13 protein-coding genes are annotated in these 12,036 nt (G+C 72.3%); 10 read left to right on the top strand and 3 right to left on the bottom strand.

Going from position 1 to position 12,036, the window contains the following annotated elements; all coding sequences use genetic code 11:
• Positions 1–100: 100 nt before the first annotated feature.
• On the bottom strand, positions 101–874 hold the full coding sequence (locus ACFXPK_RS30700) for a PH domain-containing protein (protein ID WP_385080389.1): 774 nt from the start codon (positions 872–874) through the stop codon (positions 101–103).
• A gap of 190 nt (positions 875–1,064) precedes the next feature.
• Here ACFXPK_RS30700 and deoC point away from each other — a divergent pair, with 190 nt between their 5' ends.
• Genes deoC through ACFXPK_RS30685 form a run of 3 tightly spaced genes read left to right on the top strand, consistent with a single transcriptional unit; the run spans position 1,065 to position 4,408 of the window.
• Positions 1,065–2,012 carry a deoxyribose-phosphate aldolase gene (gene deoC / locus ACFXPK_RS30695; RefSeq protein ID WP_385003027.1) on the top strand — a complete coding sequence of 316 codons (948 nt, stop codon included), beginning with the start codon at positions 1,065–1,067 and terminating at the stop codon, positions 2,010–2,012.
• 7 nt (positions 2,013–2,019) lie between these two features.
• The gene (locus ACFXPK_RS30690) at positions 2,020–3,498 is read left to right on the top strand and encodes an aldehyde dehydrogenase family protein (RefSeq protein ID WP_385002992.1); all 1,479 of its coding nucleotides are present in this window, start codon (positions 2,020–2,022) and stop codon (positions 3,496–3,498) included.
• Positions 3,491–4,408 (top strand): aldehyde dehydrogenase family protein, encoded by a 918-nt coding sequence (locus ACFXPK_RS30685; RefSeq protein WP_385080387.1) that lies wholly within the window; start codon positions 3,491–3,493, stop codon positions 4,406–4,408. The genes ACFXPK_RS30690 and ACFXPK_RS30685 overlap by 8 nt, the downstream gene beginning before the upstream one ends.
• Positions 4,409–4,614: 206 nt before the next feature.
• On the opposite strand, the gene ACFXPK_RS30680 is transcribed toward ACFXPK_RS30685, so the two are convergent.
• Entirely contained in the window at positions 4,615–5,049 is a 435-nt protein-coding gene (locus tag ACFXPK_RS30680; protein WP_385002998.1) for a hypothetical protein, read from the bottom strand.
• Between the two features lie 180 nt (positions 5,050–5,229).
• On the opposite strand from ACFXPK_RS30680, the gene ACFXPK_RS30675 reads away from it, so the two are divergent.
• Positions 5,230–5,913: a uridine kinase gene (locus ACFXPK_RS30675; RefSeq protein WP_385080385.1), complete on the top strand. Its 684-nt coding sequence runs from the start codon at positions 5,230–5,232 to the stop codon at positions 5,911–5,913.
• Between the two features lie 286 nt (positions 5,914–6,199).
• On the opposite strand, the gene ACFXPK_RS30670 is transcribed toward ACFXPK_RS30675, so the two are convergent.
• Complete coding sequence (locus ACFXPK_RS30670; protein ID WP_385003004.1) at positions 6,200–6,961, bottom strand: SigE family RNA polymerase sigma factor; 762 nt, start codon at positions 6,959–6,961, stop codon at positions 6,200–6,202.
• Positions 6,962–7,120: 159 nt separating this feature from the next.
• Between ACFXPK_RS30670 and afsQ1 the strand changes: the two genes are divergently transcribed.
• The 6 genes from afsQ1 (at position 7,121) to ACFXPK_RS30640 (ending at position 11,941) form a co-directional block, all read left to right on the top strand.
• Positions 7,121–7,798, top strand: coding sequence for a two-component system response regulator AfsQ1 (gene afsQ1, locus ACFXPK_RS30665; protein ID WP_249948185.1), 678 nt, complete (start codon positions 7,121–7,123; stop codon positions 7,796–7,798).
• Positions 7,795–9,501 (top strand): ATP-binding protein, encoded by a 1,707-nt coding sequence (locus ACFXPK_RS30660; RefSeq protein ID WP_385080383.1) that lies wholly within the window; start codon positions 7,795–7,797, stop codon positions 9,499–9,501. Before afsQ1 ends, ACFXPK_RS30660 begins: the two co-directional genes overlap by 4 nt.
• Positions 9,498–10,160, top strand: a complete 663-nt coding sequence (locus ACFXPK_RS30655; RefSeq protein ID WP_385080381.1) for a hypothetical protein — start codon at positions 9,498–9,500, stop codon at positions 10,158–10,160. The genes ACFXPK_RS30660 and ACFXPK_RS30655 overlap by 4 nt, the downstream gene beginning before the upstream one ends.
• Positions 10,161–10,250: 90 nt before the next feature.
• Entirely contained in the window at positions 10,251–10,883 is a 633-nt protein-coding gene (locus tag ACFXPK_RS30650) for a TMEM175 family protein (RefSeq protein WP_385080379.1), read from the top strand.
• A 101-nt stretch (positions 10,884–10,984) separates the two neighbouring features.
• Complete coding sequence (locus tag ACFXPK_RS30645) at positions 10,985–11,638, top strand: VanZ family protein (protein ID WP_385080377.1); 654 nt, start codon at positions 10,985–10,987, stop codon at positions 11,636–11,638.
• 93 nt (positions 11,639–11,731) lie between these two features.
• Positions 11,732–11,941 carry a PspC domain-containing protein gene (locus ACFXPK_RS30640; RefSeq protein ID WP_385003021.1) on the top strand — a complete coding sequence of 70 codons (210 nt, stop codon included), beginning with the start codon at positions 11,732–11,734 and terminating at the stop codon, positions 11,939–11,941.
• The last annotated feature ends 95 nt before the right edge of the window (positions 11,942–12,036 follow it).

Here is a 12,036-nt window from a genome sequence, read left to right as displayed (position 1 = left end):
GGCGGTCGTCCTCACCGTCCGAACCCGCGGCCTTCGCATCCCGTGGCCCGCCGGCCGCCCGGTCCCGCGGTCCCGACACGGGCCTCGCGGCCTCGCGGCCTCAGCGCACGAGCAGCAGGACCACCAGGACCACCAGGCCCGCCGCCGACGGGGCGATGACCTCGTAGGCCCAGCGGACCACCGGGGCGCCCTGGGCCGTGGGGCGGCCGGCGGACCGTTCCGCCAGGTCCCGGAGGTCGGCGGTGGTGCGGTCCGCCGTGGCCATACGGGCCTGGTGGTCCGTGACATCCACGTTGACCGAGGTCCTGCCGTGCGGGTCGTCGCCCGCTCTGCGGGTCTGCGTGCGGGCGGCGCGCTTGCGCTGGCGCAGGGAGACGGGGACGGCCCAGAGCTGGAACTTCCCGTTGTCCCGCGTGAACGCCTCGCACGAGTACGAGGCCCGTATGTCCGTGACCGAACCCCACGGCAGGACGATCGTCCTGAACGGGTTCCTGATACGGAGCCGGTCCGCGCCCGCGAAGACCGCGGGGCGCAGGGTGAACGCGACGATCAGCGGCAGGGCGCAGAGCATCCCGGCGAGCGCCAGCCACGGCGTGCTGCCCGTGCCCCGGACGAGCGCGTCGATGCCGATCCACAGGACGAGCGCGAGCAGCAGGGCGCCGCCCACGATCCCGCCGCCGGACCGGAAGACACGGTCGGCGTAGGCCGGCTGGTCCGGCTCGCCCCCACCGGTGGCGCCGCCGGACGCGGCGTCCGAGGCGCGGCCGGGAGCGGCGCCGGACTCGGCGGCGGGCCCGGAGCCGGCGGCGGACCCGGATTCGGAACCCGGTGTGGAGCCGGGCTCGGGCGCGGGGTCGGGGGCAGAGCTCGTCATACGTCCGATTCTGCCGTACGGCTCCGACAGTCGCGGCCCCCGTCCCCCCGCCCACGCACGCGCACCCACGGCGCGCCCTCGCATGAGCACCGGGGCACAGCCCGGGTCACAGCTCGGAAACAGCCCCTTCGAGGAACCTCACACCCCCTGTACAGGTCGCTACGCGCGTAGATATGCTCATCTGGTGACCATGCCCACCATCACCCCCGCATTCGCTGACGTGACCGCGTCCGACAGCACATTGCGCCGCTTCCTGCACGGGCTGCCCGGCGTCGACGCCGTCGGCCTGGAGGCCCGCGCCGCCGCGCTCGGTACGCGTTCGATCAAGACCACGGCCAAGGCGTACGCCATCGATCTGGCGATCTCCATGATCGACCTGACGACGCTCGAAGGCGCGGACACCCCCGGCAAGGTCCGGGCGCTCGCCGCCAAGGCCGTACGGCCCGATCCGACCGACCGCACGACGCCCGCGACCGCCGCCGTCTGCGTCTACCCGGACATGGCGGAGACCGCGGTCGCCGCGCTCGCCGGGTCCGGGGTGAAGGTCGCCTCCGTCGCCACCGCCTTCCCGGCCGGCCGCGCCGCGCTCGGCGTGAAGCTCGCCGACACGCGCGACGCCGTGGCCGCGGGCGCCGACGAGATCGACATGGTCATCGATCGCGGCGCGTTCCTCGCGGGGCACTACCTCAAGGTGTACGAGGAGATCCGCGCCGTGAAGGAGGCGGCGGGGTCCGCCCGGCTCAAGGTGATCTTCGAGACCGGCGAGCTGTCCACGTACGACAACATCCGCCGCGCGTCCTGGCTCGGCATGATGGCGGGCGCGGACTTCATCAAGACGTCGACCGGCAAGGTCGGGGTCAACGCCACCCCCGCCAACACGCTGCTGATGCTGGAGGCCGTACGCGACTTCCGCGCGCAGACCGGCGTGCAGATCGGGGTGAAGCCCGCGGGCGGCATCCGTTCGACGAAGGACGCGGTCAAGTTCCTCGTACTGGTCAACGAGACCGTGGGCGCGGACTGGCTGGACAACCACTGGTTCCGCTTCGGCGCCTCCAGTCTGCTGAACGACCTGCTGATGCAGCGTCAGAAGCTCAGCACCGGCCGGTACTCCGGCCCCGATTACGTCACGGTGGACTGAGGCAGAGATGGCATCCCAGAGCACACCCGAGAGCACGTCGCGCACCACCCCGGCGCACCCCTTCGCGTACGCGCCCGCCCCCGAGTCCCGCTCGGTCGTCGACATCGCGCCCTCCTACGGGCTGTTCATCGACGGCGAGTTCGGCGAGGCGGCCGACGGCAAGGTCTTCAAGACCGTCAGCCCGTCCACCGAGGAGGTGCTGTCCGAGGTCGCGCAGGCCGGTGCGGACGACGTCGACCGCGCCGTGCGGGCCGCCCGCAAGGCGTTCGAGAAGTGGTCGGCCCTGCCCGGCGCCGAGCGGGCCAAGTACCTCTTCCGTATCGCACGGATCATCCAGGAGCGCTCGCGCGAACTGGCCGTGCTGGAGACCCTCGACAACGGCAAGCCGATCAAGGAGACCCGCGACGCGGACCTCCCGCTGGTCGCCGCGCACTTCTTCTACTACGCGGGCTGGGCCGACAAGCTCGACCACGCCGGCTACGGGGCCGCCCCGCGCCCGCTCGGGGTCGCCGGGCAGATCATCCCCTGGAACTTCCCGCTCCTCATGCTCGCGTGGAAGATCGCCCCGGCGCTCGCCACCGGCAACACGGTCGTCCTCAAGCCCGCCGAGACGACCCCGCTCTCCGCGCTCTTCTTCGCGGACATCTGCCGCCAGGCCGGGCTCCCCAAGGGCGTCGTCAACATCATCACCGGCGACGGGACGACGGGCGCGGCGCTCGTCGGCCACCCGGGCATCGACAAGGTCGCCTTCACCGGTTCGACCGCCGTCGGCAAGGCCATCGCCCGCGAGATCGCCGGCACGGGGAAGCGGGCCACGCTCGAACTGGGCGGCAAGGGCGCGAACATCGTCTTCGACGACGCCCCGGTCGACCAGGCCGTCGAGGGCATCGTCACGGGCATCTTCTTCAACCAGGGCCAGGTCTGCTGCGCGGGCTCCCGGCTGCTCGTCCAGGAGTCGGTCCACGACGAGGTGCTGGACGCGCTCAAGCGCCGGCTGTCCACGCTGCGCGTGGGCGACCCGCTGGACAAGAACACCGACCTGGGCGCGATCAACTCCGCGGAGCAGCTCGCCCGGATCCGGGCGCTGGCCGAGACGGGCGAGGCGGAGGGCGCGGAGCGCTGGTCGCCCGCGTGCGAACTGCCGTCGGCCGGCTACTGGTTCGCGCCGACGCTCTTCACCAACGTCACGCAGGCGCACACCATCGCCCGGGACGAGATCTTCGGCCCGGTGCTGTCGGTGCTGACGTTCCGTACCCCGGACGAGGCCGTGGCCAAGGCCAACAACACGCAGTACGGCCTCTCCGCGGGCATCTGGACGGAGAAGGGCTCGCGCATCCTCGCGGTCGCGAACAAGCTCCGGGCGGGCGTCGTCTGGGCCAACACGTTCAACAAGTTCGACCCGACCTCGCCGTTCGGCGGCTACAAGGAGTCGGGTTACGGCCGCGAGGGCGGTCGCCACGGCCTGGAGGCGTACCTCGATGTCTAAGGAATCCGCCGGCACCGTCACCGGCCGGCTCAATGTCTTCAAGACCTACAAGCTGTACGTAGGGGGCAAGTTCCCCCGGAGCGAGAGCGGTCGGGTGTACGAAGTGACCGACTCGAAGGGCACCTGGCTGGCCAACGCCCCGCAGTCCTCCCGCAAGGACGCCCGGGACGCGGTCGTCGCGGCCCGTAAGGCGTTCGGCGGCTGGTCGGGCGCGACGGCGTACAACCGGGGCCAGATCCTCTACCGCGTCGCCGAGATGCTGGAGGGCCGCCGGGAGCAGTTCGTACGGGAGGTCGCCGAGGCCGAGGGCCTGTCGAAGGCGAAGGCGGCGGCCGTGGTGGACGCGGCGGTCGACCGCTGGGTCTGGTACGCGGGGTGGACGGACAAGATCGCCCAGATCGCGGGCGGGGCGAACCCGGTCGCGGGGCCGTTCTTCAACCTCTCGACGCCCGAGCCGAGCGGTGTCGTCGCGGTCCTGGCACCGCGTGAGTCGTCGTTCCTCGGCCTGGTCTCGGTGATCGCCCCGGTGATCGCGACGGGCAACACGGCGGTGGTCGTGGCGAGCGAGACGTCCCCGCTGCCCGCGCTCTCGCTGGGCGAGGTGCTGGCCACGTCGGACCTGCCGGGCGGGGTGGTCAACATCCTCTCCGGCCGTACGGCGGAGATCGCGGCACCCCTCGCCGCGCACCAGGACGTCAACGGGATCGACCTGACCGGCGCGGACGAGACGCTGGCCAAGGAGCTGGAGATCGCCGCGGCCGACAACCTCAAGCGCGTACGGCGCCCGCGCCCCCAGGACACCACGGAGTGGACTGCCGACCCCGGCACGCACCGCCTGACGGCCTTCCTGGAGACGAAGACGGTCTGGCACCCGACGGGCAGCCTGGGCGCGTCGGGCTCGGCGTACTGAGTCGGCGTACCGAACCGTCCACGCGAAGCTCTGTTTCCCCTCGTTCGAGGGGAAACAGAGCTTTCTTCATGCACAGCACTCGACGGTGACCGACGACGAAGCGAAGCGCAGGCTCGGTCCGGTGTCGCCGGCACGGCGAAGACGCTGTAGTCACCATCACCGTTGTGCACTTGGGCCGCAGAGGTTGACAGCGGCCCTGACACCGCTCACCCCGGCAGCGCCCCCGTCACCTGGCCCACCACCGGTCCCACCAGCGGCATGTCCTTGAGCGCGCCGCTCCCCTTGCTCAGCGGGTCGGTGAGCGGGGCCGTGGAGATCGGCTTGAAGTCGGCCACCTGGGTGCCCAGCGCGTTGTCCAGCGGGTCGACGCCCGTGCCGGCCAGGGGGTTGAGCTTGAGGGAGGTGATCGGGTTCAGGGCGCCCGCCACCCCGTAGCCGAGCGCCCCCGTGAGGGCCTGGCCCGCCGCCTGGCCCGACTCGGCGATCTGCGACTCCGTGTCGGAGGAGGAGGCGGGTGCGGGTGCCGGGGCCGCGTGGGCCGCCGCGCCGCCCAGACCGAGGGCCGCGCCCGCCGCCGTGAGGGTGAGGCCGGCGCGCAGCAGGGTGCGACGCGGGGCGGGGGGAAGTGCGTGACGTGCCATGAGATGTCCTGCCTGGCCGGATCGAGCAAGCCGGTTGGTGGTGTTGAGTGATCGAAGCGGCACTCAGCGTAGTCGACGCTCCGTCCGCGGTATCGGAAAACCCGCCAAATCGACCACCGGAACTCGCCTGATCGCCCCCAGGGGTTCACCGTACGGACGGATGCCGCACACTGGTGTCCCGTGAGCTCTCCCACTCTTCCGCCCCGCGTCGTGCTGCTCGCGGGGCCGTCCGGCTCCGGAAAGTCGTCTCTCGCCGCCCGTACGGGTCTGCCCGTGCTGCGCCTCGACGACTTCTACAAGGAGGGCGACGACCCGACGCTGCCACTGGTCCCCGACAGTCCGGACATCGACTGGGACTCCGTGCGTTCCTGGGACGAGGACGCCGCGGTCGCCGCGATCGTGGAGCTGTGCCGTACGGGCCGTACGACCGTTCCCGTGTACTCCATCGCGACCAGTTCACGGGTGGACACGGAGGCGCTGGACGTGGAAGGGGCGCCGCTGTTCCTCGCGGAGGGCATCTTCGCCGCGGACATCGTCGCGCGCTGCCGGGAGCTGGGGGTGCTGGCCGACGCGCTCTGTCTGCGGGGCCGGCCGTCGACCACGTTCCGGCGGCGTCTCGCGCGCGATCTGCGCGAGGGGCGAAAGTCGGTGCCGTTCCTGCTGCGGCGCGGGTGGCGGCTGATGCGCGCCGAGCGCGCGATCGTCGAACGGCAGACGGCGCTGGGCGCCCACCCGTGCGCCAAGCCGGAGGCGCTGGAGCGGATCGGCGCGGCGGCGGCCGGGCGGCGCCTCACGCCGCGTGCCGCACGGGACGCCGCGCTGGCGGCCGAGCCCACGGCCACCACCCGGACCGGCACCACCTGACCGGCACCGTCCTGACCGGCACCGTCCGACCGGCGCCCACGCACACGAAAGCGGGGCCGTACCGGCCCCCCAGCCCGTACGGTCCCGCTTCCTTTTTCGTGTTCCCCCATGGGTCACCGCAGTTCCCCCGCGGCTTTTACCTTTCCCCCGTTTCCCCCCTGTTCCCCGTGGTTTCCCCCCGGTCCCCACGGGTCCTCCCCCGAACCCCCCGTATTTCCCCCGTGCTTCCGCCGTCTCCCCCGAAACGACGGACCCCCCGCATTCCCCCGTGCTCCCCCCACTGCCCTCAGGCGACCAGTTCGCCGAAGGACTCCTCCTCGTCACGGCCGAAGCTGAGGACCTCGTCCTCGCGCAGCCGGCGGAGCGACCGCCAGATGCTCGACTTCACCGTGCCGACACTGATGTCGAGGATGTCCGCGATCTCCGGATCCGTGCGGCCCTCGTAGTAGCGCAGGACGAGCATCGTCCGCTGGAGTTCTGGCAGCCGGGCGAGCGCCTGCCAGAGCACGGCGCGCAGCTCCGTGCCGCGCATCGCGTCCGTGTCGCCCGCCGTCTCCGGCAGCTCCTCCGTCGGGTACTCGTTGAGCTTGCGCCTGCGCCAGGCGCTGATGTGCAGATTGGTCATCGTGCGGCGGAGGTAGCCCCCGACCGCCGCCTTGTCACTGATCCTGTCCCAGGCCCGGTACGTGGAGAACAGGGCGCTCTGGAGCAGGTCTTCGGCCTCGAACCGGTCCCCGGTCAGGTGGTAGGCCGTCGCGTACAGGGAGGCGCGGCGCTCCTGGACGTAGGCGGTGAACGCCGCTTCGGCGTCCGCCGTCCCGGCCGGAGCCGTCCGCTCCCCCGTGGCCCCCGTGGCCTCCCCGTACGCGACTGTCCCGCCGCCCGCCTGGGGCGCGTCAACCACCGTCATGTACGACGGCTTGTGCTGACGCCCGGCGCCGCGAACGCACCCCCGCCCGTTCACGGCGCCGGACTTCTCCGTACTCCTGGCGACGTCGTGAAGACGCGTGACCACTGCGCTTGAGGTCGTTCCGTGCAGTGCGTTCATCCCGCGCCCCCCGTCGGTTGGAGTCTCTTCGTTCCGTGTGGCAATGAGCTTGCCGGGGCAGTTTCATGGCCCTGTCCCCCGACTGTCACAGCCGTGTCACAGGGGCCTGTGGCACGCAACGGTCGAACTCCGGTCCCCCCATGGGACACAATGACCTCCGTGCCTTTTCTGCTGCTGATCGAGGACGACGACGCCATCCGCACGGCCCTCGAACTCTCCCTGTCACGCCAGGGCCACCGGGTGGCCACCGCGGCGACGGGTGAGGACGGCCTGAAACTGCTCCGCGAGCAGCGGCCGGATCTGATCGTGCTGGATGTGATGCTGCCCGGGATCGACGGCTTCGAGGTCTGCCGCCGGATCCGCCGTACCGACCAGTTGCCGATCATCCTGTTGACCGCGCGCAACGACGACATCGACGTGGTGGTCGGGCTGGAGTCCGGCGCCGACGACTACGTGGTGAAACCGGTGCAGGGCCGGGTGCTGGACGCCCGGATCCGCGCCGTGCTGCGCCGTGGTGAGCGCGAGTCCACGGACTCCGCGACCTTCGGGAGCCTGGTGATCGACCGCTCCGCGATGACGGTGACCAAGAACGGCGAGGACCTCCAGCTCACGCCGACCGAGCTGCGGCTGCTGCTGGAGCTGAGCCGGCGGCCCGGACAGGCGCTGTCGCGCCAGCAGTTGCTGCGGCTGGTGTGGGAGCACGACTATCTCGGGGACTCTCGGCTGGTGGACGCGTGCGTGCAGCGGCTGCGCGCCAAGGTGGAGGACGTGCCGTCCTCGCCGACGCTGATCCGTACCGTGCGCGGGGTGGGCTACCGGCTGGACACGCCTTCGTGAGTGACGTGCCCAGGGGGGACGGGCCGGAGACCGGTCCGGAGAAGAACGAGCGGGCCGGCGACGTCGGTCCCGCGGGTACGGAGCCGTGCCAGGACCAGGGGTCCGCGGACCAGGCTGTGGACCCGTACGTCCGTCCGCGGCGCGGCAGCCCGGCCGCGGGCAAGGGCGGTACGGCCAGGAAGGCGTTCCTGGCCGGGCTCCGCTGGACCAGCCTGCGGCTGCGGCTCGTCATCGTCTTCGGGGCGGTGGCGCTGACCGCGGCCGTCTCCGCGTCGGGGATCGCGTACTGGCTCAACCGCCAGGCGGTGCTGACCCGTACGCAGGACTCGGCGCTCAACGACTTCCAGCAGGAGATGCAGAGCCGCGCCGCCGAGCTGCCGCTCTGGCCGCAGCAGGGCGATCTCCAGAACACCGCCGAGCGGATGGCGGGCGACAACTCCGGTTACAGCGTGGTGCTGATCGCCGCGCGGGACAAGGGGAAGCCGATCGTCGGCGCCTCCGACCCCGACCTGTTCACCATGGACGACGTGCCGGACTCGCTGCGGGACGCGGTGAACGACCGGCAGCGGGTCACGGCGTCCAACAAGTACCCGTACCACGTGTTCTGGCAGCGCACCGAGCGCGGCGGCACCCCCTATCTGGTGGGCGGGACGCGGATCATCGGCGGCGGCCCCACCGGCTACATGTTCAAGTCGCTCGACCAGGAGCAGGCGGACCTCAACTCGCTGGCCTGGTCGCTGGGGATCGCCACGACGCTCGCGCTGATCGGATCCGCGCTGCTCGCGCAGGCCGCGGCGGAGACCGTGCTCAAGCCGGTGCAGCGGCTCGGGGAGGCGGCGCGGCAGCTCGGCGAGGGCAAGTTCGGGACGCGGCTGCGGGTGTCGGGCTCGGACGAGCTGGCGGATCTGTCCCGTACGTTCAACAGCGCCGCCGAGTCCTTGCAGAAGAAGGTCGCGGACATGAGCGCGCGGGAGGAGTCGAGCCGCCGCTTCGTCGCGGACATGTCGCACGAGCTGCGCACCCCGCTGACCGCGCTCACCGCCGTGACGGAGGTCCTGGAGGAGGAGGCCGACAGCCTGGACCCGATGATCGCGCCGGCGGTGACGCTGGTGGTGAGCGAGACCCGGCGGCTCAACGTACTCGTCGAGAACCTGATGGAGGTCACCCGCTTCGACGCGGGTACGGCGCGGCTCGTGCTGGACGATGTCGATGTGGCGGACCAGGTCACGGCGTGCATCGACGCGCGCGCCTGGCTGGACGCGGTGGAGCTGGACGCCGAGCGCGGCATCATGGCGCGGCTCGATCCGCGCCGGCTCGACGTGATCCTGGCGAATCTGATCGGCAACGCGCTCAAGCACGGCGGTTCGCCGGTACGGGTGGCGGTGCGGACCGAGGGCGACGAACTGGTCATCGAGGTACGGGACCACGGTCCGGGCATCCCCGAGGACGTGCTGCCGCATGTCTTCGACCGCTTCTACAAGGCGAGCGCGTCCCGGCCTCGTTCGGAGGGCAGCGGGCTCGGCCTGTCGATCGCCATGGAGAACGCGCACATCCACGGCGGGGACATCACGGCGACGAACGTGCCGGACGGCGGTGCGATGTTCGTGCTGCGGCTGCCGCGCGACAGCGGGGAGGAGCCGGACCGGGACCGTGGTCCCGGGACCGGGGACACGGAGCGGGGAGAGGCGGGCGGAACACCGTGACGCGGGGGAAGAGGGCGGGGCGTTCCGCGAGGAGCCGCCGTCCGCACGCAGGTACGGTCGGGCGGTTCGCCGGGGTGGTCGCGCTCGTCGCGCTCGCCGCCGGGTGCGGGATCAGGACCACGTCCGTACCGGTGGACGCCGGGCCCGCGCCGTCGCGGATGCCGTGCGAGATCGCCGGGAAGGATGTCGTCGCACAGTCGGAGTCCGGCGTTCCGGTCCGGGTCTATCTGGTGTGCGCCTCCGGTCTCGCGTCCGTCGGGCGTACGGCCGGTATCCCGGCGGGCACGGCCGCCGAGGCCCGGGTGGGCGCCGCGCAGGCGCTGGTGGACGCGTTGCAGGCCCAGCCGTCCGCCGCCGAGCGCGAGGCCGGGTTCACCACGTCCGTACGGGGGCCGCTGACCGTCTCCGCCGCACACGGCGGCGACCCGGCCGGGGCGCTGCGCCTCAGCCGGCAGCCGGAGGATCTGCCGGCCGCGGCGCTCGCCCAGATCGTCTGCACCTTCGCGGAGAGCGGGGGCTCGGACGGCCGGGTCGTCCTGGGCGGGCCGGGCGCGTACCCGACGCGTACCTACGTCTGCGACCAGGAGACGAAGCGTCATCCGGACGCCGATGTGCCGACCCTGGCCCCGAGCGCGAGCGCGAGCCCGAGCGACGGCTGAACCGCGCCGCCCCACGGCGCGCGGAAGCGGGGCTTGCCCTCCACAGGCGTAATGAGCGGCCCCGCGGCTCGGCCCGGCCATGCTCTCCCCGTGAGCGGCGGCGGAGCGGACGAGACCAGGCTGAACCGGCTGACCGCCCTGTCGGACGGGATCTTCGCGATCGCCATGACACTGCTGGTGCTGGACATCCAGGTGACCGCGGGGCTGGACACGGCCGGGTTCCACGCCATGGTGCGGGGGCTGTTCTCCCACGTGGGCGCGTACGCGCTCAGCTTCACGATCATCGCCGGGGTCTGGCGCGACCACCACCGGATCCTGGGGCTCGCGCGGGGCCTGGACGCGCTCTCCGGCCGGCTGGTGCTGATGGGGCTGGGGGTCATCGCGCTGCTGCCCTTCCCCACCACGCTGCTGTCCGAGTACGCGTCCCAGCCGCTCTCCGTGGCGGTCTACGCCTGCACGATCATCGTCATCGACCTGCTCCAGCTCGCGCTGCTCCTCTCCATCCGGCGCGCCCCCGGGACGGCCCGTCCCGATGTGCGGCGCACCGGCCGGAACATCGCCGCGGACCTGGGCTCGACCGCGCTGGTCTTCGGGGCGACGGTGCCGGTCGCCTTCCTCGTCTCGCCCGCGGCGGCGCTCTGGTGCTGGCTGGTGCTGATCCCCCTCAAGGTCGCGCTCGGCCGCCACGAGGCCCTCCGCGCCCTCACCCGCACGTTCGAGTGAGGTGTCCGCGCCGGCCCGCCGGGCGGGTGACACCGGTCTCAACCGTGCGTTGCCCCGGTCCGCCCGGAACCGATGACGCGGCGCGCCGCGTCTTGGGAAGCGTGCGTCAAGGTCCGGGCGGCAATGCCGTCTTCCGCTTCCGTGTGGCGGGGTTCGTATCCCTGCTCGTGCATCTCTCGCTGGTGGGGTGGGTGACGCTCCGCCCTCTCGATGTGATGTGGGTGAACGCGGCCAACCTGACGCCGTTCGCGGGCATCAGGGCCGATCTGGCCCTCGGGCCGCTGGAGGCCGCGCACCGGATCGGTGAGGGGCTGCTGCTGCTCGCCCCCGTCGGGGTGCTGCTGCCGCTGGTGGACGGCCGGATCGCCGTCTCCTGCTGGGCCTCCCTCACCCGTACGGTCACGGCGGGCGCGCTGCTCTCGCTCGGGATCGAGATGGCGCAGACCGTGGTGCCCGGCCGGGTCGTCGACGTCGATTCCCTGTTGCTCAACACCGTCGGGGTGGCGCTCGCCCATCTCGCGGTGGTGCCCGCGTGCCGGGCCAGGCTCCGCGCGGAGGGCCGGATGCGGCGCTCCCGTACGGTGCGCGGGGGGCCCTGGTCACCCCGTACCGCCGACGGCCGGGCCAGGGCCGGCGGGAGGACGGTGCTCCGGGGGTCGGCCTTCCGGAGGACCTCCGGGGGCGAGAACGTCCTGCGGGAGGAGAACCCTCAGGGGGTCACCCCGACGATTCCCAGGGTCGGGGTCGCCCCGTAGAGGGATGCTCCGCTCCCTCCGTCGCGCGACCATGGAACCATCGGGAGCACGGACAAGGGATGCTCCCCCGATGGTCTCGTGAAGGAGCCCACCATGGCCGGTCGTCTGGTCCGCCCCCGTCACGGACGCGTGCTCGGCGGGGTGTGCGCGGCGCTGGCACAGCGCTTCGGCACCTCCGCGAACACGATGCGCGTGATCTTCCTGGTCTCGTGTCTGCTGCCGGGACCCCAGTTCCTGCTCTACCTGGCGCTCTGGATACTGCTGCCCGGCGAGAAGCGGGCGTCGGCCTCCACGGCCTGGTAGCCCGGCCCGCCGGGCCCCGCGGGCGCCCGGGGGGGGTCCCCCGCTTCCGTACCCCGCACGCCCGTTCCGGCGCCCTCGTGCGCCCCTCAGGAGGA

This window comes from Streptomyces sp. NPDC059142, from assembly GCF_042755665.1.
In the GTDB taxonomy this organism is placed as follows: domain Bacteria; phylum Actinomycetota; class Actinomycetes; order Streptomycetales; family Streptomycetaceae; genus Streptomyces.
The sequence above is the reverse complement of the archived record's forward strand: the minus strand, read 5'-3'. Positions and strand labels throughout refer to the sequence as shown.